The 23,504-nt window shown below is 66.7% G+C and carries 24 protein-coding genes and 1 tRNA gene; 14 read left to right on the top strand and 11 right to left on the bottom strand.

All coding sequences use genetic code 11. The features are described from left to right. Positions 1-3: 3 nt before the first annotated feature. The 11 genes from KHO18_RS17300 to recA form a co-directional block, all read right to left on the bottom strand. Positions 4-1,788, bottom strand: coding sequence for a PglL family O-oligosaccharyltransferase (locus tag KHO18_RS17300; protein WP_211943621.1), 1,785 nt, complete (start codon positions 1,786-1,788; stop codon positions 4-6). A 137-nt stretch (positions 1,789-1,925) separates the two neighbouring features. After that, the gene (locus KHO18_RS17295; protein ID WP_211943635.1) at positions 1,926-2,423 is read right to left on the bottom strand and encodes a pilin; all 498 of its coding nucleotides are present in this window, start codon (positions 2,421-2,423) and stop codon (positions 1,926-1,928) included. A 230-nt stretch (positions 2,424-2,653) separates the two neighbouring features. Continuing rightward, on the bottom strand, positions 2,654-3,178 hold the full coding sequence (locus tag KHO18_RS17290; protein ID WP_144197280.1) for a pilin: 525 nt from the start codon (positions 3,176-3,178) through the stop codon (positions 2,654-2,656). An 11-nt stretch (positions 3,179-3,189) separates the two neighbouring features. After that, positions 3,190-3,717 carry a pilin gene (locus tag KHO18_RS17285; protein WP_211943620.1) on the bottom strand — a complete coding sequence of 176 codons (528 nt, stop codon included), beginning with the start codon at positions 3,715-3,717 and terminating at the stop codon, positions 3,190-3,192. A gap of 208 nt (positions 3,718-3,925) precedes the next feature. After that, positions 3,926-4,426, bottom strand: coding sequence for a pilin (locus tag KHO18_RS17280; protein ID WP_144197278.1), 501 nt, complete (start codon positions 4,424-4,426; stop codon positions 3,926-3,928). A gap of 260 nt (positions 4,427-4,686) precedes the next feature. Continuing rightward, entirely contained in the window at positions 4,687-5,382 is a 696-nt protein-coding gene (locus KHO18_RS17275; protein WP_144197277.1) for a TerC family protein, read from the bottom strand. Positions 5,383-5,661: 279 nt separating this feature from the next. Continuing rightward, entirely contained in the window at positions 5,662-6,543 is an 882-nt protein-coding gene (sucD, locus tag KHO18_RS17270) for a succinate--CoA ligase subunit alpha (protein ID WP_144197276.1), read from the bottom strand. Positions 6,544-6,627: 84 nt separating this feature from the next. Next, the gene (gene sucC, locus KHO18_RS17265; RefSeq protein ID WP_144197275.1) at positions 6,628-7,794 is read right to left on the bottom strand and encodes an ADP-forming succinate--CoA ligase subunit beta; all 1,167 of its coding nucleotides are present in this window, start codon (positions 7,792-7,794) and stop codon (positions 6,628-6,630) included. Between the two features lie 89 nt (positions 7,795-7,883). Next, positions 7,884-8,558: a DUF2889 domain-containing protein gene (locus KHO18_RS17260; protein WP_144197274.1), complete on the bottom strand. Its 675-nt coding sequence runs from the start codon at positions 8,556-8,558 to the stop codon at positions 7,884-7,886. A 337-nt stretch (positions 8,559-8,895) separates the two neighbouring features. Then, positions 8,896-9,354: a recombination regulator RecX gene (gene recX / locus KHO18_RS17255; RefSeq protein WP_144197273.1), complete on the bottom strand. Its 459-nt coding sequence runs from the start codon at positions 9,352-9,354 to the stop codon at positions 8,896-8,898. A gap of 85 nt (positions 9,355-9,439) precedes the next feature. Beyond that, the gene (recA, locus tag KHO18_RS17250) at positions 9,440-10,504 is read right to left on the bottom strand and encodes a recombinase RecA (protein WP_144197272.1); all 1,065 of its coding nucleotides are present in this window, start codon (positions 10,502-10,504) and stop codon (positions 9,440-9,442) included. Between the two features lie 235 nt (positions 10,505-10,739). Between recA and KHO18_RS17245 the strand changes: the two genes are divergently transcribed. The 14 genes from KHO18_RS17245 to KHO18_RS17180 all read left to right on the top strand — a co-directional run. Then, the gene (locus KHO18_RS17245; RefSeq protein ID WP_144197271.1) at positions 10,740-11,429 is read left to right on the top strand and encodes a response regulator; all 690 of its coding nucleotides are present in this window, start codon (positions 10,740-10,742) and stop codon (positions 11,427-11,429) included. A 12-nt stretch (positions 11,430-11,441) separates the two neighbouring features. Beyond that, positions 11,442-13,013 carry a sensor histidine kinase gene (locus KHO18_RS17240; protein ID WP_211943619.1) on the top strand — a complete coding sequence of 524 codons (1,572 nt, stop codon included), beginning with the start codon at positions 11,442-11,444 and terminating at the stop codon, positions 13,011-13,013. Next, on the top strand, positions 13,010-13,381 hold the full coding sequence (locus KHO18_RS17235) for a DUF4212 domain-containing protein (RefSeq protein WP_211943618.1): 372 nt from the start codon (positions 13,010-13,012) through the stop codon (positions 13,379-13,381). Before KHO18_RS17240 ends, KHO18_RS17235 begins: the two co-directional genes overlap by 4 nt. 250 nt (positions 13,382-13,631) lie before the next feature. Then, entirely contained in the window at positions 13,632-15,326 is a 1,695-nt protein-coding gene (locus tag KHO18_RS17230) for an MFS transporter (RefSeq protein ID WP_144197268.1), read from the top strand. A gap of 205 nt (positions 15,327-15,531) precedes the next feature. After that, positions 15,532-15,608, top strand: a tRNA-Met gene (locus KHO18_RS17225). Between the two features lie 192 nt (positions 15,609-15,800). After that, a complete protein-coding gene (locus KHO18_RS17220) occupies positions 15,801-16,790 on the top strand; it encodes an MBL fold metallo-hydrolase (RefSeq protein ID WP_144197267.1) in 990 nt (329 codons plus the stop codon). 73 nt (positions 16,791-16,863) lie between these two features. Then, positions 16,864-17,874 carry a LysR family transcriptional regulator gene (locus KHO18_RS17215; protein ID WP_211943617.1) on the top strand — a complete coding sequence of 337 codons (1,011 nt, stop codon included), beginning with the start codon at positions 16,864-16,866 and terminating at the stop codon, positions 17,872-17,874. A gap of 151 nt (positions 17,875-18,025) precedes the next feature. Then, complete coding sequence (locus KHO18_RS17210) at positions 18,026-19,003, top strand: isopenicillin N synthase family dioxygenase (RefSeq protein ID WP_244844878.1); 978 nt, start codon at positions 18,026-18,028, stop codon at positions 19,001-19,003. A gap of 7 nt (positions 19,004-19,010) precedes the next feature. Continuing rightward, a complete protein-coding gene (locus KHO18_RS17205; RefSeq protein WP_144197265.1) occupies positions 19,011-19,790 on the top strand; it encodes an alpha/beta fold hydrolase in 780 nt (259 codons plus the stop codon). Next, the gene (locus KHO18_RS17200; RefSeq protein ID WP_211943616.1) at positions 19,787-20,767 is read left to right on the top strand and encodes an ABC transporter substrate-binding protein; all 981 of its coding nucleotides are present in this window, start codon (positions 19,787-19,789) and stop codon (positions 20,765-20,767) included. Before KHO18_RS17205 ends, KHO18_RS17200 begins: the two co-directional genes overlap by 4 nt. Before the next feature lie 18 nt (positions 20,768-20,785). Continuing rightward, positions 20,786-21,559, top strand: coding sequence for an ABC transporter ATP-binding protein (locus KHO18_RS17195; RefSeq protein ID WP_144197263.1), 774 nt, complete (start codon positions 20,786-20,788; stop codon positions 21,557-21,559). 25 nt (positions 21,560-21,584) lie between these two features. Continuing rightward, positions 21,585-22,346, top strand: coding sequence for an ABC transporter permease (locus tag KHO18_RS17190; protein ID WP_144197262.1), 762 nt, complete (start codon positions 21,585-21,587; stop codon positions 22,344-22,346). A gap of 33 nt (positions 22,347-22,379) precedes the next feature. Further along, positions 22,380-22,895, top strand: a complete 516-nt coding sequence (locus KHO18_RS17185) for a nucleoside deaminase (protein ID WP_144197261.1) — start codon at positions 22,380-22,382, stop codon at positions 22,893-22,895. 27 nt (positions 22,896-22,922) lie between these two features. Then, positions 22,923-23,504, top strand: a 582-nt coding sequence (locus KHO18_RS17180; protein ID WP_211943615.1) for an FAD binding domain-containing protein, incomplete at its 3' end; no start/stop codon positions are given.

The following is a 23,504-nucleotide window of genomic DNA, read 5'->3' as shown; positions in this document are numbered from 1 at the left end:
CGCTCAGCCGTGGCCCTGGCGGGCGCGCACGCGCACCCAGGCGCAGAAGTCGCGCGGACGGTGCGCCTCGGCCGTTTCGTCGCAGGCGTTGTCCAGCGTGTTGAACTGCGCGGTTTCGTCGCCCTGATAGTAATAGCGCAGGCGATCCATCCACAGCCGCGCGCGCTCCGGCTGGCCGGTCAGCGCCAGCAGCCACGCGGTGCGGCCGATCAGGTTCGGGGTGGGCAGCAGGTGCAGTGCATCGAGGTGCGCGGGTAGCAATTCGGCGGCATTCTGGGCCGTGATGATGGTCCGCTCGATGGCCTCCGACGCGGCGTGCTGGCGGAACCAGTGGCGCGGCATCGGCAGGCCATCGCGCCGTTCATCGCTCGCATACTCGCGCGCTTCCACGCGGCGGTAGTCCTGCCAGAGCGTGGTCAGGACGATGGCCGAGAGCGCGACGAAGGCGATGCCGATGACCATCGGCACCGGCTTGGGGACTCGCCATTTGCCGAAGCCGGCCGGCTCCAGCCATCCCAGCAGGAAACAGAACGGCAGGAAGAAGTAGAGGTAGTGGAGCGGGTATTCGAGCATCGAGTGCGCGCCGACCATCGCCAGCCAGAGCAGGATCACCACGGTCTGCGGCCGCTCCGCCGACGCCGCGCGCCACAGCCGGCTTCGCACCACGCGCCAGAGCCACGCCATGAGCAGCACACCGACGCCCGCCGTGCCCATCAAACCGGTCTTCGCCAGCAGATCGAGCACGGCGTTGTGAGCGTGCAGGGACATCTCCGCCGTCACGCGCAGTTGCGACATCTGCTGGAACTGCGCCCAGCCGAACTCCCCGTAGCCCACGCCCAGCAGCGGATGCGAGCGGAACATGGCGATGGCATGCGCCCAAAGCGCGCCGCGCGCCGAGACCTGATCGCCGGCCTTCAGTTGCGCGACGGTATCGAATAATCGCCAATCGAACGCCTGACCGGCGCTCTTGATGACCGGTTGCAGCACCACGATGCCGACGATCAGCAGCACGGCGGCAAGCACCAGACCGGGCGGACGCGCCATCGGATTCGGGCCGCGCCGCTCGCCGCGCGCCATGGCGGCGGCGATCAGGGCATAGATGGCGGCCAGCCCAACGTGGACAAGGCCGGTGCGCGAGCCGGTCAGCGCGATGCCCGACTCGAGCAGCAGCACGGCGGCCAGCCACGCCGCAAACCCAATCCGCGCCCGCCGCGCCAGCCAGATCGCGGCAACGAGGCCAAAGCCGTGGATCGTCGCCTGATGGTTGGGCTGGTTCAGGTTGCCCCACAGCCGGCGGTTGGTGTCGTAGAAATATTCCGAAACGAGGCCGAACATCTGGTCTTCCATATGGAAGACCTGGATCCACTGCGCCAGCGTGCCGAGCAGCCCGGCAGCGAGGAAGGTGATGGCGATGGCATCGACAATCTCGGCCCGTTCCTCGGTGGAAAATCCCTGCCCGAGACGCCACGCGGCGAACATCATGGCAGCGCCGAGGGCGAGGACGACCTGGGTGGTGAAGCGGCTGCCGGTGATATCGGCCATGCCGGCGGCAGACTGGATGATTGTCGTCAGGATCAGCCAGAGCGGCAGCAGGACGATCCAGGGGACTTGGGGGGTGTCTGGCGAACGCCGAAAGGCCAGCAGGCAGACCAGCGCAACGCCGAGCACGCCGGCCGTCCATTCGCCATAAAAGGTGGCGAGCGGAAGCGTGTGCTTCGAAACCAGCAGCGGGAGGGTAAAGGCGGCGATGATCGCCGACCCCGGAAGCAAAGCCCTGGAAGGCGGCATGCGGGCGCGAGGGGAAGGAAAGGCGCCATGATAGCTTGGCGGCTTACGGAAGCAGGAAAAGAAAAAGCGCCCGAAGGCGCTTTTTCCAGCATCAGGCGAGGGAAAGGCTCGCTGATGGCATGTTGCAACTGCTGCAATTAGGGCAATGCAGCGCCGACCGGGCAACCGCTCGGTGCATACGAGTCCTTCCAACCGGCATTCGTGCCGGCGGTTACGAAGCAGTGCCAGTTGCCTGCAGCTTGACGTTGCCAGTTGATCGTAGCGCCCACGACAGAAGCGCTGGCGGTCTTAGCCGGGTTACCACCCGTGGCCAGCGTAGACGTCCAAATGAACGCACCCGTATCCACAGCGGCAGGCACAGCAGGATCAGCGTACAGGCTCGAGGCCACATAGCCGACAGCAGCCAAGTCGGCAACTGCGGCGCCATTGCTGAGACGATCTTCAAATGCTGTCTTGTACGAACCCATTTCGCTGACGGCACGCGCTACTTGCGTACGCGCGGTGTAATCCTGGTACTGCGGAATCGCGATAGCAGCCAGAATACCGATGATCGCAACCACGATCATCAGTTCGATCAGCGTGAAACCCTTCTGAGCTTGGCGGCCCAGTTTTTTGATTTGTTGTACCCGTTGCATAAGGATTGACCCCTCGATGAGATTTTCGTTACAGAAAGAAACATCTGCTTGCATGTGATGCATTACCCCTAAAGCAGGGAGTGTGCCAGGCAGGCAAATGCCGATAATCTCATGGGGGAGTGACAAAATTTGGCCGATTTATGATTCCAAGGGACGGCTAATCAACAAAATTTGTCACATTTTGTGTCTAGGGGACTGCCAAAGTTTTGCACTTTCAGGTGGCGCGACGGTTATGGCTCGGGCGTATAGCCCCACCGATATCGACATGCCTTCGGGCGCACATTTTCACGAGCATTCGAATAACAGTCCCAAGACGCCGCGCCTCCACCAGACCCGCCTTCGGACTGCTTACCGGTCCCACTCAGCTCAAGCTCCACGAACTTGCCCCGGAGCAGCGGCGACGCATCCTCCCGGAAATACGCCCGCAGAAAGCATCCGCCGCCATCTGAAATCTGGCCCATGGACTGGGCAACTACGCGCTCCACGTACTTTCCGTTTATCGTTGCAGCCGGCGGCAAGGCGCTATCGTTCTCCCCGGTGTTGTCGGGACATTGTGAGGAAAGCACATACGTCTCCAACACCGAGACCTTCAACCCACCCAGCAAGTACAGCCCCTCGGCAAACTGGGCCCGCGCCACATAGGCGCGGTACTGCGGCATGGCGAGGCTGGCCAGGATGCCGATGATCGCCACCACGATCATCAGCTCGATCAGTGAAAAGCCTGCCTGCCGTGGACGAAGCTTGCGGCAGTCCATGGCGCACCGCCTCAGGCCGGGGTCGAGCTCGATCCCCGCACGCTGCAGGACTTCGGCATCAGCTTGTGGTCCACGTTGGAGAAGCAGTCCCAGGTGAACGAGCCCTCGGAGCCCTTCAGCTCCAACTCCACATGCTTGCCGGCCAGCGCCTGCGACACATCGTTCCTGAACCTGGCGGTGATCACACACCCGCCGGCGTCACCCACCACGCCATTGGCCTTGGTTTCCACCGATGCCACGTAACGGCCATTGATGGTCGAACTCAGGGGCAGCCCGGAGTTGTTGGCGGTCTTGTTGTCCGGGCACGATCCGGAACTCACGTACGCCTCCACCAGCGACGTCTTGAGGCCGGACGCCAGCGTCAGCGCCTCGGCAAACTGGGCCCGCCCCACGTAGTCGCGGTACTGCGGAATGGCAAGGCTGGCCAGAATGCCGATGATCGCCACCACGATCATCAGTTCGATCAGCGTGAAGCCGGCGCGCGTGGCCCGGCGCACAAGACGGCCAAGCCGCCGTGGATAGGTGTTGGTGTGTTGCATAGGACCCCCTTTGGTTGTCGTCATCGACGCGATGACTGGGGTCGTATGCTGTGGCGGGCTGCGCGCCATGAATTTGATCGCGCGCAAGCCGCCGGACGTTGATTCACTCTGATGGAAATGCACCAGAATTAGCGCATTTCAGCCCGATTTTTTCGATGCTGACCGAGGATGGGAGCGGTCTCACCCGCGGTCAGCCGCCGTCATCAGATCAGGCCGGCGCCGCCGCAGCCGCCGCCACGTGGCTGCACGCCTTGGGCAGGTACTTCCGTTCAGCGCCCGATTCGCACTGCCACGCCACGGCACCCTGGTCCGCGCCGGTCATGCGCAGCGTCAGGGACTTGCCGACCAGCCCCTTGGCGATGCCAGCGTCCTTGAAGTTGGCGACGATGGTGCAGCCGCCCGCCGCCGTGGGGGTGCCGCCCGTGACCACGCTCTTGATGTACGTCCCGGCGATGCTGGTCGCCAGCGGAATCCCGTCCGCCGCCCCGCTGGCGTTGCTGGGGCAGGTGCCGCCGTACGAGAACGTTTCGATCACCGCCGGCTTCTGCCCTGACGCCAGGCTCAGTCCCTCGGCGAACTGCGAGCGCGCCACGTAGTCCTGGTACTGCGGAATGGCCACCCCGGCGAGGATGCCGATGATCGCCACCACGATCATCAGTTCGATCAGCGTGAAGCCGCGATGGCGGCGTGCGTAAGGCTTGCGTTGCATATTGACCCTTTTCATGGTGATGGTTGATGTCCGTGCCGCGCGGCGTTGCGCACCGGCACGGCACCCATGATCGGGAGGTCAGCCCCCTGCTCCGATTGATCTCCGACAATTCCCACAGGCTTGTGGGAATTGCTTGGAAATCCGCAGGAATTCGTGGCGTGGGCGCCTACAGGGCGCTGTTGCGCCGGCGCCACCAAAGAAAAACGGGCGGCCAGATCGGCCGCCCGTTTCAGGCAATACGAGACTGCGAGTCAGGGGTGTCAGGCCACCTGCGCGCTCCGGCGCTTGAGCAGCTTGCCCACCAGCACCACCAGCACGGCCCCCACCACGCCAAACACCAGATGGGCGTGCGGCACATGTACCTGGAACCACTCGGCGTCCACGGGATCGCTCACCAGCATCTCGCCGGCCAGGTAGCCCAGCAGCGCGGCGCCCAGCACGATGATGATCGGGAAGCGCTCCATCACCTTCAGCAGGATGGTGCTGCCGAACACGATCAGCGGAATCGACAGGCCCAGGCCCAGCACCAGCAGCATCAGCTGGCTGCCCTCGGGGCCCTTCTGGGCGGCGGCGGCCACGGCCACCACGTTGTCCAGCGACATCACCAGGTCGGCAATCAGGATGGTGCGGATGGCTTGCCAGATGTTGTCCTTGGCGTCGTGGCCTTCCTCGTCGTCATCGCCGGTCAGCAGTTGCACGCCGATGTAGACCAGCAGGATGGCGCCGACGATCTTCAGGTACGGCAGCGTCAGCAGCTTCACGGCCGCCACGGTCAGCACCACCCGCATGATGATGGCGGCGGCACTGCCCCAGAAAATGGCTTTCTTCTGCTGGGCCGGCGGCAGGTTGCGCGAGGCGAGCGCGATCACCACGGCGTTGTCGCCGGACAGCACGATATTGGTCAGGATGATGGATCCCAGCGCAATCCAGAATGCGCTGCTCGACAACAATTCCACGGCAAGACTCCTCGTATTTCTAGGTTTATTCCACGTTCGCCGACCGCCCGGCAGGCGGCGCCACTGCGAACTTTTGGATGTCTGAACTTACAGACATGGAGATGTATCGCACGAACCTTTCGATTCGGTTTCAACCTTCCGGCAGGCGGCTCGGGAAATACCCTAGGTCAACGTCTCGCCAGAATGACATTGCCCCCGGCAAGCGGGGGCAATGCGATGCAGTCACCACACGCCAGGCGCCAGATCCGGCACGCCATGGCGCGGGATGTGACGCATGATTTACAGCATCGCCTTCAGCAGGCGGCCCATCTCCGACGGGTTCTTGGTCACCTTGATACCGCAGGCTTCCATGATTTCCAGCTTGGCCTGGGCGGTGTCCGCACCACCCGAGATCAGCGCGCCGGCGTGGCCCATGCGCTTGCCCGGGGGCGCCGTCACGCCAGCGATGAAGCCAACCACCGGCTTCTTCATGTTGTCCTTGATCCAGTAAGCGGCGTTGGCCTCGTCCGGGCCGCCGATCTCACCGATCATGACCACGGCGTCGGTGTCGGGATCGTCGTTGAACATCTTCATCACGTCGATGTGCTTCAGGCCGTTGATGGGGTCGCCACCAATGCCCACGGCCGACGACTGGCCCAGGCCCAGCGCGGTCAGCTGGCCCACGGCTTCGTACGTCAGCGTGCCCGAGCGCGACACCACGCCGATGCGGCCCTTCTTGTGGATGTGACCCGGCATGATGCCGATCTTGATCTCGTCCGGCGTGATCAGGCCCGGGCAGTTCGGACCCAGCAGCAGGGTCTTCTTGTTCTGCTTACGCATCTTGTCCTTGACTTCCATCATGTCGCGGACGGGAATGCCTTCGGTGATGCAGACCACGAGGTCCAGATCGGCGTCAACGGCTTCCCAGATGGCGGCGGCAGCGCCGGCGGGCGGCACGTAGATCACCGACACGGTCGCGCCGGTAGCCTGCTTGGCGTCCTTCACGCTCGCGTAGATGGGAATGCCCTCGAAGTCCTCGCCAGCCTTCTTCGGGTTCACGCCCGCCACGAAGGCGTTCTTGCCATTGGCGTAGTCGCGGCAGCCACGGGTGTGGAACTGGCCGGTCTTGCCGGTAATCCCCTGGGTGATGACCTTGGTATCTTTGTTGATCAGAATCGACATGCTGTAATCCTTTGCTTGGCGTCGCGCGGCGCGGGCAGGGCCTGCGCACCGCGCGCTTGCATTTGTTGGCGTATCGGCTTCGGCTTACTTGCCGGCGGCAGCGGCCACAACCTTCTGGGCGGCTTCTTCCATCGTGTCCGCCGAGATGATCGGCAGGCCCGACTCGGCCAGCATCTTCTTGCCCAGGTCTTCGTTGGTGCCCTTCATGCGGACGACCAGCGGCACGCCCAGCTGCACGGCCTTCGAGGCCGAGATCACGCCTTCGGCGATCACGTCGCAGCGCATGATGCCGCCGAAGATGTTGACCAGGATGGCCTCCACGTTCGGGTTGCTCAGCATCAGCTTGAAGGCTTCGGTCACCTTCTCGGTGGTGGCACCGCCGCCCACGTCCAGGAAGTTGGCCGGCTCGCCGCCGAACAGCTTGATGGTGTCCATGGTGGCCATGGCCAGGCCGGCGCCGTTCACCAGGCAGCCGATGTTGCCGTCCAGCGAGATGTAGGCCAGGTCGAACTTCGAGGCCTCGATTTCGTTGGCGTCTTCTTCGTCCAGGTCACGGTAGGCCACGATTTCCGGGTGACGGAACATCGCGTTGGAGTCGAAGTTGAACTTCGCGTCCAGGGCGATCACCTTGCCGTCGCCGGTCAGGATCAGCGGGTTGATTTCGGCCAGCGAAGCGTCGGTTTCCCAGAACGCCTTGTACAGGCCTTGCAGGGCCTGGCGCGCTTGCGGCAGGCTGGCATCCGGCACGCCGATCTTGCGGGCGATGTCGTCGGCTTCGGCGTCCTGCAGGCCCACGGCCGGGTCCACGATCAGCGTGTGGATCTTTTCCGGGCTGTGCGCGGCCACTTCCTCGATGTCCATGCCGCCTTCGCTGGAGGCCATCAGGGCCACCTTTTGCGAGACACGGTCCACCACCAGCGACACGTACAGTTCCTTCTTGATGTCAGCGCCTTCTTCGATCAGCAGGCGGTTGACCTTCTTGCCTTCCGGACCGGTCTGGTGCGTCACCAGTTGCATGCCCAGGATGTTGGTGGCGTAGGTCTTGACGTCCTCGATGCTCTTGGCCACCTTCACGCCGCCGCCCTTGCCGCGGCCGCCTGCGTGGATCTGTGCCTTGACGACCCACACCGGACCGCCGAGCTGCTCAGCCGCCTTCAGGGCTTCTTCAACCGAGAAAGCCGGGATGCCGCGCGGAACCGGCACATTGTATTTGCGCAGGATTTCCTTGCCTTGATACTCATGGATATTCATGCGTGTTTCCTTTCGGGTAGGCGTAAAGGGATGGGAAAAAATGGGGAGACGATTCGTCTCTCGCTGTTCCTGTGGGCGGACCGTGACGGTCAGCCCGAGGTTCCGTTGGGCCGGTGGGCCAGGGTGTCGCCGCCCGATGCCGGAGCATCGGCGCGTGACGCGGTCTGGGACGATGACGCCGCAGCGCCGGCCTTCGGTGCCGGCTGGTAGCCATACCAGCGCGGGTAAAACTGGCGCACCACCTCGCCCTCGAAATGGAGCGCGTGGCATCCATGGAGCTGGTAAGGCGGTTCGGGATTCGGATCGTTGACAGTGGCGCCGTCGCGCACATTGAAGACATCGCCGGCAAAGGCCTGGATGGCGGCAGTCGGCAGCACGCCGGCCAGCTCGGTCAGGTGGGTGCAGCCGGCCACGCCGGACAGCCGCTCGCGCACCGCCTTGCGGAAACCCTTCATCAGGTTCAGGCCGATCAGTTTCCGGTAGGCCGGGCCAATGGTGTCGCAATGTGTCGGATACGGCACCCAGTCGGAGCAGGCCTCGGCGTCCACCACGTTCATGCGGAGGTCGATCGTCACGCGCAGCCAGAGGTCGTGCAGCGGCTGGCCGTTGGGGCGGATGCCGCCGCCGGCGAGTTCGATGTCACGTGGCTTGGTGTCGGTGAGGCGTGCCTCGATGTCCCACAGGCCGTCTTCCCGCGCATACGCTTCCGCCGTGATGGCACGGCGATGACGCAAGGTGCGGTTGGCAGGCGGGGAAAGTGGCATGACAGCTGGGGCTGACGCGGGATGTTGAGGCTGTGACCGGGGGCAAACGTCACGGCCGGGGCGGGACGGCCGACAGCCGCACGGCCGCCAAGGCCGGAAAACCGGGAGAGTTTAACATGCCGCGCCGCTTTGCCCGGGAACATCCTGCGATATGGAATGTCGGGGGCGAATTGTTGCGCCGGTAACAACGCCGAACCACGGCGCGACAAGGGCTGGCGGGCCGCCATCGTGCCCGGCGGCACGGCCAGTGGTGCGGCGCCACAACGCCCGGCGCCGGATCACAAAATCCCTGTTGCGCACGCAGGTATACAGTGGTCTACGCGGCGCAATCGTCACCTCATTCGTCATCTTCCGCGCCGCGGATGATCTTGCCGACCACGGCGCGCGAGAAGCCGCGCGCGACCATGAAGCGGATCTGCTTGGCCCGCGCCTCCGGGGAATCCGGGGCTGTGCCGAAGCGCTTGCGCCAGACCTCCCGGGCCCGCTCGACCTCGGTTTCCCGCAGTCGGTCCTGAAGATCGTGCAGTTGTTCGTTGCCAAGCTGATGGGTCTTGGCCTCCTGCATCACCCGGGCGGCGCCATAGCGGCTGGCGCGGCGATGGACCAGGCTATCGACGAACCGGTCGTTCGACAGCCAGTTCTCGCGCTCAAGCGCGTCGAGCAGGGTGTCCACTTCCTCGGGCGTCTCGGCGTGCGGCGCCAGCTTGCGCCGCAGTTCGGCGCGGCTGTGCTCGCGGCGCGACAGGTAGCCGACGGCGCGTGCCTTCAGCGAGAGCGGGGGGCGGAAGCCAGCCATCAGGGGGTCATCGACAATGGAGTCCCAATAAAAAAAGCCGCCGCACGATCTGCGACGGCTTCCGAGGAGCGGAGAAAGACCCGCCTCAGCCTTCGATTTCGGCCGGTGCGGCCACGGCCGCGGCGTTCATTGCCACCACGCCCAGCGCCGCACGGACCTTGTTCTCGATCTCAGCGGCGATGTCAGGGTTCTCGCGCAGGTATTCGCGCGCGTTGTCCTTGCCCTGGCCGATCTTTTCGCCGTTGTAGCTGTACCACGCGCCCGACTTCTCGACGATCTTGGCATCCACGCCAAGGTCGATGATCTCGCCCTGCCGGGAAATGCCCTGGCCGTAGAGGATGTCGAAGAACGCCTCGCGGAACGGCGGCGACACCTTGTTCTTCACCACCTTGACCTTGGTCTCGTTGCCGATGACGTCGTCGCCCTTCTTGATCGAGCCGATGCGGCGGATGTCCAGGCGCACCGAGGCGTAGAACTTCAGCGCGTTGCCGCCGGTAGTCGTTTCAGGTGAACCAAACATCACACCGATCTTCATGCGGATCTGGTTGATGAAGATCACCAGGCAGTTGGTGCGCTTGATGGTGCCGGTCAGCTTGCGCAGCGCCTGGCTCATCAGGCGGGCCTGCAGGCCGGGCAGCGAATCGCCCATCTCGCCCTCGATTTCGGCCTTCGGCACCAGCGCGGCCACCGAGTCGATCACGATCAGGTCGATCGAGCCCGAGCGCACCAGCGCGTCGGTAATTTCCAGGGCCTGCTCGCCGGTGTCCGGCTGCGAGATCAGCAGGTCGCCCACGTTCACGCCCAGCTTGCCGGCGTAGTTCACGTCCAGCGCGTGTTCCGCGTCGATAAAGGCGCAGGTGCCGCCCAGCTTCTGCATCTCGGCCACTACCTGCAGCGTCAGCGTGGTCTTGCCCGACGATTCCGGACCATAGATCTCCACCACGCGGCCGCGCGGCAGGCCGCCGACGCCCAGCGCGATATCGAGCCCCAGCGAGCCGGTGGACACCACCTCGATGTCCTTTTCGATCTCGCCATCGCCCAGACGCATGATCGAGCCCTTGCCGAACTGCTTCTCGATCTGGGAGAGCGCGGCGGCAAGCGCCTTCTGCTTCTCAGCGCTCACGCCGGCGCCGGCCTTCTTGTCGTCCATGGTCGTCCTTCAGTCAATGGTGTATAAATAGGCCGCATGCGGCGCGACGCCTGATTTTTAAGCGATTTCCGACGGAAATCGGCCTGAAAAGTGATCTGGCGTGCGACCCGACCCGGCTGCCCACAAGGCAGCCTGCGGAATGTCGGGTACTGTATAAAAAAACAGTATGCTTGGCAAGCCCCACCGGTTCCGCAACCGCGTGGCGTGCGATGCTGGCAACAGGGTGGAGACAACCATGCGCATTCTGATTGCGGAAGATGACGACGTGCTGGCAGACGGGCTTACGCGCTCGCTGCGGCATTCCGGCTACGCCGTTGACCACGTTGCCAACGGCGTGGAAGCCGATTCGGCCCTGTCCACCCAGCACTTCGACCTGCTGATCCTGGATCTCGGCCTGCCTCGCATGCCCGGCCTGGAGGTGCTCAAGCGCCTGCGCACGCGTGGCGCGATGCTGCCGGTGCTGATCCTGACCGCCGCCGACGGCGTGGACGAGCGGGTCAAGGGCCTGGACCTGGGCGCCGACGACTACATGGCCAAGCCCTTCGCGCTGTCCGAGCTGGAGGCACGCGTGCGCGCGCTGGTGCGGCGTGGCGCGGGCGGCGGCGCCACGCTGATGCGCCACGGGCCGCTGGCCTTCGACCAGGTCGGCCGCATCGCCTATCTGAACGAGCAGATGCTGGACCTGTCCGCGCGCGAGATCGGCCTGCTGGAGATCCTGCTCACGCGCTGCGGGCGGCTGGTCTCCAAGGAACAGCTGGTGGACCACCTCTGCGAGTGGGGCGAGGAAGTCAGCAACAACGCCATCGAGGTCTACGTGCACCGGCTGCGCAAGAAGATTGAAGTGGGCGGCATCCGCATCGCCACGGTGCGCGGCCTGGGTTACTGCCTGGAGAAGTTCCTGCCGGTGGCGGCGGTGCATGGCTGATCCGGTGGCGGCATGCGCCTGCTGAAACTGCCCTGGGGCCGCCCGCCTGCCCTTCCGGACCCGCCACCGCCACCGCCTCTGCCGACCCTGGCCGATGCCGCCGCCGAGGACGCCGCGCTGGCGGACGCCCTGCCGCACCTGGAGGAATCGTCCGCCCATCCCTCGCCGCGCTCGCTGTTCGGCGAAATCCTCGACTGGATGCTCGCCCCGCTGCTGCTGCTCTGGCCGATGAGCATCGCGGTCACCTACCTCGTCGCCAAGTCCATCGCCAACGGCCCGTTCGACCGCGCGCTGGAGGCCAGCGCCATCGTGCTCTCCCAGCAGGTGCGCGAAGTGAACGGGCGCGTGACGCTGCAGCTGCCGCTCTCCGCGCGCGAGATCCTGCGTGCCGACGAGACCGACAATATCTATTACCAGGTGGTGGGCAAGCGCGGCGAGTACGTGGCCGGCGACCACGACCTGCCGCTGCCGTCCGAGGACGACCAGGGCCATGCCGGGCTGGTGTCCCTGCGCGACGACCGCGTGGCCGGCAACGACGTGCGCGTGGCCTATACCTATGTGGACCTGAAGAGCGCCGGCTCCCAGCCGGTGCTGGTGCAGGTGGCCGAGACGCTGGACAAGCGCGCGCGGCTGGCCAACGAGATCATCAAGGGCGTGATCCTGCCGCAGTTCGTGATCCTGCCGCTGGCCGTGGTGCTGGTCTGGTTCGGCCTCACGCGCGGGCTGGCGCCGCTGACGGCGATCCAGCAGCGCATCCGGGCGCGCAACCCGGGCGATACCAGCCCCATCGACGAGACCGCCGCGCCGCAGGAAATCACGCCGCTGGTGGCGTCGTTCAATGACCTGCTGGCGCGGCTGGACCTGTCCGTGCAGACGCAGAAGCGCTTCATCGCCGATGCCGCGCACCAGATGAAGACGCCGCTGGCCGGGCTGCGCATGCAGGCCGAGCTGGCGCAGCGCGAGCAGTCGCCCGAGGAGCTGCGCCGTTCGCTGGCGCAGATCGCCGGCAGTTCCGAGCGCACCGCGCACCTGGTGACGCAGCTGCTCTCGCTGGCGCGCATGGAGAACCTGGCCGGCGCAGGCGGGATGGCGCCGCTGGACCTCACCGCGCTGGCGCGCGAGGTGGTCAAGGACTGGCTGCCGCAGGCCTGGGCGCGCCGCATCGACCTCGGGCTGGAAGCCGATGACCACCCGGTGACCATCACCGGCAATCGCCTGATGCTGACCGAGATGCTCAACAACCTGCTGGACAATGCCATCCGCTACACGCCGTCCGGCGGCCATGCCACGGTGCGCGTGGCGGCCGATCCGTTCGAGCCGTTCGCCTATCTCGATGTGGAGGACACCGGCCCCGGCATCGCCCCGGCCGAGCGCGAACGGGTGATGGAGCGCTTCTACCGCGTGCTGGGCACCAATACCGAGGGCAGCGGGCTGGGCCTCGCCATCGTGCGCGAGATCGTGCAGCAGCATGGCGGCGAGGTGGCCATCGACGACCACGTCTACCAGACGTCACCCCGCCTGGCCGGCACGCGGCTGCGCGTGACGCTGCGCCGCGCCGGCGCCGGCGCCGGGGAGGCGGCATGAGGCGTACCCCGCGCGACCGCATGACGCCGCAGGAGCGGCGCGCGTGGCGGCACAACCGGCGCTGGATCGCCGCGCTGCTGGTGGTCTGGTTCGTGGTGTCGTTCGTGGTGAGCTGGTACGCGCGGGAACTGCGCTTCGACTTCTTCGGCTGGCCCTTCTCGTTCTGGATGGGCGCCCAGGGCGCGCTGATCGTCTACGTGGGAATGGCCGCGCTCTACGCCTGGCGCATGAACCGCGCCGACCATGAGTTCGAGCCTGACGGCCACCCTGCCGCGACAGCCGGCGCCGATGCCGGCGCCGATGCCGATGCCGCTCCACGGAACGCGCCGCCCACCCCTCAACGCTCTGCAGGGGCCGATGCTGCATAGCAAGAAGCCCGCGTAACCTGCTGCGTGGCGCGCCCGGCGCTCCGCCGGGCCGCAGTGCAGCAAACGGGGTGGCGCGCAAGCCACGCCACCCGCTAGCGTATACCCCGACGATTTAGGCACCATTCCCGTCATTTCTGTCAGAACGCAGTAAGTTTCACCTCCCACAATCCTCCTCAACTTCGATGCAGAGGTCCGCACACGCGTGGCCGCTGACAACGGGGAACCTTTCGATGAGACGGAGGAGACAATAATGGCAAACGCGCAAAACGTGGCAATGCCGGGGGGCAGTGCACAAAACACGCCAATGACACGCGAGGAGCGGAAGGTCATCGTGGCCTCGTCGCTTGGCACGGTATTCGAGTGGTACGACTTCTACCTGTACGGCTCGCTGGCGGCGGTCATCGCCAAGCAGTTCTTCGCGGGCCTGGACCCCACCTCGGCGTTCATCTTCGCGCTGCTGGCCTTTGCGGCGGGCTTCCTGGTGCGCCCGTTCGGCGCGCTGGTGTTCGGTCGCCTGGGCGACATGATCGGCCGCAAGTACACGTTCCTGGTCACCATCCTGATCATGGGCTTCTCCACCTTCCTGGTGGGCCTGCTGCCCAGCTACGCCACCATCGGCTGGGCGGCCCCGATCATCCTGATCGCGCTGCGCATGCTGCAGGGCCTGGCGCTCGGCGGCGAGTACGGCGGCGCGGCCACCTACGTGGCGGAGCACGCCCCGCACGGCAAGCGTGGCGCGTACACGGCCTGGATCCAGACCACTGCGACGATGGGCCTGTTCCTGTCGCTGATCGTGATCCTGCTGACGCGCGAGCTGACCGGCCCGAACTTCGACACCTGGGGCTGGCGTATCCCGTTCCTGCTCTCGATCCTGCTGCTCGCCACGTCGGTCTACATCCGGCTGTCGATGAGCGAATCGCCGGCCTTCCAGAAGATGAAGGCCGAGGGCAAGACCTCCAAGGCCCCGCTGACCGAGGCCTTCGGCCAGTGGCGCAACCTGAAGATCGTGATCCTGGCGCTGATCGGCCTGACCGCCGGCCAGGCTGTGGTCTGGTACACGGGCCAGTTCTACGCGCTGTTCTTCCTCACGCAGGTGCTGAAGGTGGACGCCAAGACGGCCAACCTGCTGATCGCCGGCGCACTGGTGATCGGCACGCCGTTCTTCATCTTCTTCGGCGCGCTGTCGGACAAGATCGGCCGCAAGTGGATCATCATGCTCGGCTGCGCCATCGCCGTGCTGACCTACTTCCCGCTGTTCAAGGCGCTGACGCACTACGCCAACCCGGCGCTGGAGCGCGCCCAGCAGTCCGCGCAGATCGTGGTCACGGCCGACCCGAAGAGCTGCTCGTTCCAGGGCAGCCCGATCGCCCGCGAGATCGACTTCCGCAGCTCCTGCGACATCGTCAAGCGCACGCTGGCCCAGGCATCGGCCAGCTATGAGGTGGTCAACGCCCCGGCCGGCACGCCTGCCTCGGTGAAGATCGGCGACAAGGAGATCAAGGCGTTCGACGCCACGGTCGTGAAGGGCGCCTTCGACGACGAGAGCAAGGCGAAGATCGCCGCGTTCAAGAAGGAAGTGTCCGGCTCGATGGCCTCCCATGGCTACCCGACCAAGGCCGACCCGGCCCAGATGAACACGATCATGGTGCTGGTGATCCTGGTCATCCTGGTGATCTACGTGACAATGGTGTACGGCCCGATCGCGGCGATGCTGGTGGAGATGTTCCCGACGCGGATCCGCTACTCGTCGATGTCGCTGCCATATCACATCGGCAACGGCTGGTTCGGCGGCCTGCTGCCCACCATCTCGTTCGCGCTGGTGGCCCAGAACGGCAACATCTACTACGGCCTCTGGTACCCGATCATCATCGCCGCCATGACCTTCGTGATCGGCGCGCTGTTCGTCCGCGAAACCAAGGACGTGGATATCTACGCCAACGACTGAGCCAAGTTCAGGTTCAGCGCTACGCAACCGCGCTCAGGATAGACCGGCACCGCAAGGCAGTACACGGCCGGTCACTCCTTCTCAGGCAGATCCACGGATCTGCCATTTTTTTGGGCAGCCGCCCGGGGTCCTGCGGAAGCTTGCATAAAACTGTCACGAGGGTGTTGACAGGCTCCAAAGCGTGGGTATAATTGCGGTCTTCGTTGGCGAATTAGCTCAGTCGGTTAGAGCGACGGAATCATAATCCGCAGGTCCGGGGTTCGAATCCCTGATTCGCCACCATCTATTAGAAAAGCCGCAGTCCTTCACGGGATTGCGGCTTTTTGCTTTGGGCGGCCCTTCGGCCTTCCATCCTGGCCTTCCTCTCCCCGCGTGGCCCTCAGCGCGCATTTTCCGACAGATCATTAGAATGGGCCTCCGGCAACTTCCCTGCCCTATTCGCTTCCACTCCCATCCAGGAAGGATCTGTCTCCCATGAAATCCCTCGCCTTTGCCCCCCAGGCCACACGCCGGCTGGTTCGTGCCGCGCTGGCCAGCCTGATGTTCGCCAGTCTTGCCGCCACGGCCGCGCCCGCGCAGGTCAAGGAGCAGGTGCCCGGCTTCTATCGCCAGCAGGTTGGCGACGTGGTCGTGACCGCGCTCTATGACGGTTATATCGATATCGGCAGCAAGCTCCTCAAGGGCATGCAGGCCAAGGATCTCCAGTCGCTGATGGCGCGCATGTTCGTGGTCGACAAGAACGGCGTGCAGACCGCCGTCAACGGCTTCCTGGTGCATACGCAGGACAAGCTCGTGCTCGTCGATGCCGGCGCGGCGCAGTGCTTCGGCCCGACCATGGGCGGGCTGGTCAACAATATCCGCGCCGCCGGCTACAAGCCGGAGGACGTGGACGCGGTGCTGCTGACCCACCTGCACCCCGACCACGCCTGCGGCCTGACCCAGGGCACCACGGCGGTCTTCCCCAATGCCACGGTCTGGGCCTCGCAGAAGGATGCCGATTACTGGCTGAGCGAGGCCGTCGCGCAGCAGGCCCCCGCGGACAACAAGCCGTTCTTCAAGATGGCCCAGGACGCCGTGGCGCCCTACAAGGCCAAGGGCGCGCTCCACACCTACGCCGACGGCGCGCAGCCGCTGCCCGGCTTCAGCGTGCTCGGCACGCCGGGCCACACGCCGGGGCACAGCTCCTACCTGGTGACGTCGAAGGGCCAGACGCTGCTGCTCTGGGGCGACATCGTCCACAGCCATTCGGTGCAGATGGCGCACCCCGAGGTGTCGATCGAGTTCGATTCGGACCAGCAGCAGGCCATCAAGACGCGCAAGGCCGTCTTCGCGCAGGCCGCCGCCAAGGGCTGGCTGATTGCCGGCGCGCACATGCCGTTCCCGGGCCTGGGCCACATCCGCAAGGATGCGCGCGGCTACAGCTGGGTGCCGGTGGAGTACAGCCCGATCCGCGCCGACCGCTGATCGGGAGGGAGGGGGGCGAACCGGACGCGCGCGCCGCCCCCTGGTGCTGGCACGGTGCATGCTCGATCCGGGCATGCACATCCACGCCCGCGCCATCAAGTATTTCGACATGATCCGCCGCTGCGGCTCCATCCGCGAGGCCGCGCGGCGGCTGCACGTGGCCTCGTCGGCCATCAACCGCCAGCTGTTGCAGCTCGAGGAAGAGATCGGCAGCCCGCTGTTCGAGCGCATGGCTACCGGCCTGCGCCTGACCCCGGCCGGCGAGGTGTTCTCGCGCCACGTGATTACCGTGCTGCAGGACGAGCAGCGCCTGGCCACCGAGCTGGAGCTGCTGCGCGGCGTGCGGCGCGGCTCGCTCAGCGTGGCGGCCGTGGAAGGGCTCAATGCCGACCTGATGCCCGCCATGCTGACGCAGATGCACCGGCGCTACCCCACCATCCAGATCGACGTGCGCATCTGCGGCTCCGAACAGGCCGCCCAGACCGTGATCGATGGCGAGGCGGACCTTGGCATCGGCTTCTCCATCCGCCGCCACGACGGCCTGCGCCAGTGCATGGTGTCGCGTTTCGCGCTGGGCGCCATCGTGCCGCCCGGCCATCCGCTGGCCGGCCTGCCACACGTGGACTTTGCCGAATGCGCGGCCTATCCGCTGATCCTGCCCCGGCCGGAGTTGTCGATGCACGCGCTGCTCCAGCCCGTGCTCGCCCATCACAAGCGCGCCTTGCAGGTGCTGCTGGAAACCTCGTCGATCGAACTGGCGAAGGGCCTTGTCGAGCGTGGCGTGGGCATCTTCTTCCAGAGCCGGCTGGGCCTGGAGCGCGAACTGCGCGACGGGCGGCTGGTGCACGTGCCCTTGGACACCCCGGCGCCGATCTGCTCGGAACTCGGCGTCTACGTGCGCGCCGGCCGCACGCCGCCGCCAGCGCTCGACGCCTTTATCCGGATTGCCGCCGAGGCCATCGAGGCGCGCGAGCGCGAGGAAGCCCTCGCGCTGCGCAAGCCCGCCGCGCTGCACCGCGACCGTGCCCCGGCGCGCCAAAGCGAGGCATCCCCGGAGCCGTTCGCGCACGCCTTGAGTGCATGAGCGGATAGCCGCCCCGTCCCCCGCCGCGCTACCCGCCGGGGTGCTCTAACTTCGGCATCGCCCCGCGCAAAAATCGGCGCTATCCAGCGCAGGGGGGCGTCTCTAGACTGGGCTGCATCCGTCGCCCAGCCTTCGAGGCCCGCCGCTCACCGTGACTGCCACCGCCCCCGCCTCCTCCGCCTCGCTTAGCCTGCCCCTGATCGACATCGCCGGACTGCGCAGCGCGGACCCCGCCGCGCGCCGCGCCGTGGCCATGCAGCTGCACGATGCCTGCGCGCATCGCGGCTTCTTCTACCTGACGAACCACGGCATCGACCCGGTGCTGATACGCGATGTGTTCGCGGCCAGCCAGCGCTTCTTCGACCTGAGCATGGCCGACAAGCTCGCCGTGGACAAGCGCCTCTCGCCCTGCAACCGGGGCTATGAGCCGCTGCGCGCCCAGACGCTGGAAGCCGGCGCGCCGCCCGACCTGAAAGAGAGCTTCTATATCGGCGCCGAGATTGCCGCCGATGACCCGCGCGTGCTGGCCGGCCGCTTCAATACCGGCCCGAACCAGTGGCCCGCCACCCTGCCGGATTTCCGCGACGTGATGGAGGCGTATTACCAGCAGGCGTACGCGCTGGGCGCCACCGTCGTGCGCGGGCTGGCGCTGGCGCTGGACCTCCCCGAGGACCATTTCGATGGCTACCTGCACGACGCCTCCGCCACGCTGCGGCTGCTGCACTACCCGCCCCAACCCGCGCAGCCCCAGCCCGGCGAGAAGGGTTGCGGCGAACATACCGACTTCGGCGGCGTGACCCTGTTGCTCCAGGACGAGACCGGCGGCCTACAGGTCTGGGACGCCCTCCAGGCCAGCTGGATCGATGCCCCGCCCGTGCCCGGCGCCTTCGTCGTCAATATCGGTGACCTGTTCGCGCGCTGGACCAATGACCGCTACGTCTCCACGCTGCACCGGGTGATCAACCGCTCGGGCAGGGAGCGCTATTCGGTACCGTTCTTCTTCACCGGCAACCCGCTGCACGAGGTGGCCTGCCTGCCGACCTGCCGTGCCGAAGGCGAGACCGCCAAGTACCCGTCCGTGACCGTGGAGCAGCATCTGATGGACTGCTACCGGCGCACCTACGGCTGAGCCGGTCATGTCGATGCCCCGCCCCCACATCGTCCTGATCCATGGCGCCTGGCAAGGCAGCTGGGCCTTCGCCGCCTGGCAGCCGATGCTCGAAGCCGCCGGCTGGCAGGTGCACGCCGTGGACCTGCCCGGCAACGACCGCAGCCCCGAAAGGCGGGCCGATGCCACCCTCGCCGGCTACACCGCCCACGTGTGCGCACGGCTGGCCGCGCTGGACGCCCCGGCCGTCGTCCTCGGCCACAGCGGCGGCGGCCTGACCGCCTCGCAGGTGGCCGAAGCCCTGCCGGACCGCGTGCGCGCGCTGGTCTACCTCGCCGGCATGATGCTGCCCGCCGGCATCAGCTTCGGCGACGTGATCGCCCAATGCCGCGCCGCCGATGCCGGCTTCCACTACACCGGCATCGTGCCGCATCTCGCATGGGATGCCGATGGCACCACCAGCCGCGTGCCGCCCGCCGCCGCGCGCGAGATCTTCCTGCACGACTGCCCGTCCGAGGCCGCGCAAGCCGCCGCCGCGCGGCTGTGCCCCCAGCCCGACACAGGCCGCGACATGCGCAACACGCTCAGCGCCGCGCGCTTCGGCCGCGTGCCGCGTGTCTATGTCGAATGCCTGCAGGACCGCTCCGTCACGCTGCCGCTCCAGCGGCACATGCAGGCGCTCACGCCGGGCGCCCACCGGATTTCGCTCGACTGCGGCCACGTGCCGCAAGTGGCCTGCCCCCAGGCCCTGACCGACGCCTTGCTGCCCCGCCTTTCCTCAATGCCGTTCCCCGGAGTTCGACCATGACCCTGCGCCCCCTGATCGCTTCGCTGCTGCTGGCCTGTGCCGGCGCCGCCCACGCCGCCGACAAACTCACGGTCCAGCTCGACTGGCTGCCCGGCGGCGACAAGTCCTTCGTCTATGCCGGCGTACAGCAGGGCTTCTTCAAGGAGGAAGGGCTGGAGGTCAGGATCCTCCCGGGCCGTGGCTCCGCCGACGCCGTGACCAAGATCGCCTCCGGCGCCGCCGATGTCGGCTTCGGCGGCATCGCCGCGCTGATGACGGCCGCCGCCGAGGGCAAGATCCCGGTCAAGGCCGTGATGTCGCTCTACTCCAACCAGCCGGACGCGCTGTTCACGCGCGCGGACAGCAAGATCCAGTCGCTCAAGGACATGGAAGGCAAGACCGTGGCCATGCCGACGTTCTCGTCCTCCAACGCGCTGTGGCCGGTGGTGCTGCAACGCAACGGCATCGACCCGGCCAGGATCAAGGTCATCAAGGCCGACCCGGCCACGCTGGCGCCGATGCTGGCCCAGCGCCGCGTGGACGCCACCATCAACTGGGTGACCGTGGCGCCGGCCTTCGGCGCGGTGCTCAAGCAGGCCAACCAGGAACTGTCGGTGCTGCCGTGGACGCGCTTCGGCCTCGACGGCTACGGCTGGTCCGTGCTGGCCAGCGACAAGACCATCGCCGAGCGCCCGGACGTGCTCAAGCGCTACCTGCGCGCGCTGAGCAAGTCGCTCGACTATTCGATCCAGCACCCGCAGCAGGCGGCGGAGGCGCTCAAGGCAGCCGTGCCCGAGGCGGACGTGGCCGTGGTCAAGGCCGAGTTCGAATCGTCGATCCCGCTGCTGCGCAACGACATCAGCAAGCGCGATGGCGTCGGCAGGTTCAACCCCAAGCTGCTCGCCGCCACCTGGGGCTGGGTGGCGCAGTCGATGCAGTACGCGCCGGCCAAGGTAGACCCCGAGACCCTGGTCGACCGCCGCTTCCTGACCCAGTAAAGGCAACCGCCGAGGCCCATGCAAACTGTCATCGACCTGAACACGGTCACGCAAACCTTTGTCTCCAGCGATGGCAGTCCCGTCACGGCGCTGCAAGGGGTGGACCTGCACCTGCGCCGGCACGAGTTCGTCTCGCTGATCGGGCCGTCCGGGTGCGGCAAGTCCACCATCCTGCGGCTGATTGCGGGGCTGCTGCGGCCAAGCAGCGGCGAGGTGTCGATCTTCGGCATGCCGGTCACCGAGCCGCGCGACGAGATCGGCATCGTGTTCCAGAAGCCGACGCTGCTGCCGTGGCTCAGCGTGCTGGACAACATCACCTTCCCGATGCGCCACAAGTACGGCCGCGTGGATGCGCGCGACCAGGCCCGGGCGCGCGAGCTGCTGGCGATGATCGGCCTGGGCGACTTCGGCCACAAGCGGCCGGACGAGCTCTCCGGCGGCATGCAGCAGCGCGTGTCGATTGCCCGCTCGCTGCTGCACGACCCCGACATCCTGCTGATGGACGAGCCGTTCTCGGCGCTGGACGCCCTCACGCGCGACGAAATGAGCTTCGAGCTGCTGCGGATCTGGAACGAGCGGCCCAAGACGGTGGTCTTCGTCACCCATTCGATCCAGGAGGCACTGCTGCTCTCGGACCGCATCGTGGTCATGAGCGCGCGCCCCGGGCGCGTGGCAGACATCATCGACGTGCCGCTGCCGCGCCCGCGCAACCTCGCCACGCTGGCCGACCCGGTCTTCACGCGGATGGCCAACGACATCCGCGTGCAGGTCTTCAGCCACAAGCCCCAGTAACTGGTTTCCTAAACCCGCCCCCGCCATGACAGCGTTCCTGAACCGCCACGCCAGCCTGTGCGTCTTCGTGCTCGTGCTGATCCTCTGGGAGGCGGGCTGCCGCCTGCTGCACGTGCCCGAGTACATCCTCCCGGCGCCCAGCGTGATCGCGCGGGCCGCCACCGAACTCGGCGCGGCGCGCTGGTTCGAGCATCTGGCCGCCACGCTGGAGGCGGCGCTGGCCGGCTATGTCGTGGCGATCTGCCTGGCGCTGCCGCTGGCCGTGGCCATCACGCGCTCGCCACTGCTGTCGCGCATCGTCATGCCGTGGCTGGTGGTGATCCAGTCCACGCCGATCGTGGCCGTGGCGCCGATCATCGTGGTCACGCTCGGCGCCGGGGTGCTGCCGCGCGTGGTCATCACGACGATGATCGCCTTCTTCCCGCTGGTGGTGTCCACGGCGCTGGGGCTGGCGTCGGTGCCGGCGGAGCTGGTGGAGCTGTCGCGCTCGCTGCGCGCCACCACCGCGCGCCAGTACTGGCAGATCCGCATGCCGTTCGCGGTGCCGTATGTGTTCGCGGCGCTGAAGGTGTCGATCACGCTGGCTATCGTCGGGGCCGTGGTGGCAGAGTTCGTCGCCGCCGAGAAGGGGCTGGGCTACCTCATACTGTTCACCACCTCGTCGTTCAAGGTGCCGGTCGCCTTTGCCGCGCTGATCCTGCTGGTCATCAGCAGCCTCACGCTCTACGGGCTGGTGCAGCTGGCGTACCAGCGGCTGTTCCCCTGGAGCCAGGGCAACCGGGCCTGAGCGACGATCCATCCCCTCACGGAGACCCTGACCATGTCCGAACCCACCACCCTGCCCGCCCAGGGCCTGCCACCCACGCCGGAACAGATCCGCCGCCACCTGCGCCGCGCCCAGCAGGTGGCCGAGCGCGCCGTGACGCTGGGTCACCACCCGTTCGGCGCCATCCTGGTCGGCCCGGACCAGGAAACCGTGCTGCTCGAGCAGTGCAACATCGACACGGTGAACCACGCCGAATCCACACTCGCGCGCGTGGCCGCCACCAACTTCCCGGCCGACTACCTGTGGGGCTGCACGCTCTACACCACGGTGGAGCCGTGCTGCATGTGCGCCGGCACGGCCTACTGGGCCAATATCGGCCGGGTGGTGTTCGGCATGACCGAGCACGCGCTGCTGCAATGCACGGGCAGCCACGCCGAGAACCCGACTATGAGCGTGCCGTCGCGCTATGTGTTCGACCACTGCCAGAAGGCCGTGGACCTGATCGGCCCGGTGCCCGAGATGGAGCCCGAGATTGCCGAGGCGCAGCGCCGCTTCTGGGCTGGCCGATAGTCTGCCCATCGCCGGCCGCCAATCGTCATGGAACTCGTCACGCCCGCCTCGCCACAAGCCGCCCAGGCACTGGCCGACCAGCTTGGCCCCCGGGCGCGCTTCATCGCCGGCGGCACGCTGATCCAGCAGGAATGGGACGAGCCCCGGCTGGCGCCGCGCGACGTCTGCTATATCAATATCCAGCACTGGCCCGAGACCTGGCCGATCACGCTGGAAGCGGGCACCCTGCGCATCGGCGCCGGCGCGCGGCTCGAAGCGGTGCGGCGGCACCCGCTGGTGGGCACCCACGCGCCGCTGCTGGCGGAGGCCATCGCCCAGCTTGGCGCGCTCGGCGTGCGGCATCTCGGCACGCTCGGCGGCAATATCGGCTGGGGGATGGGCGACGCCGCCCCGGTGCTGCTCGCCCTCGATGCCGAAGCCGAACTGGCCGATGGCCGGCGCGAGCCGCTCGCGCAGACCCTGCAACGCCCGGTGCGGCCGCTGATGGTGGCCTTCCACCTGCCGCGCGCGGATCGCCACGGCGCCGTGCACGCGGTGTTCGAGAAGGTGGGCTACCGCGCGGCGTTCTCGCCGGCGCGGCTGCGCATGGCGTTGCGCTGGCACGATGCC

Source organism: Cupriavidus campinensis, from assembly GCF_905397395.1.
GTDB lineage: Bacteria > Pseudomonadota > Gammaproteobacteria > Burkholderiales > Burkholderiaceae > Cupriavidus > Cupriavidus campinensis.
This window is presented reverse-complemented; position numbering and strand designations above follow the sequence as displayed.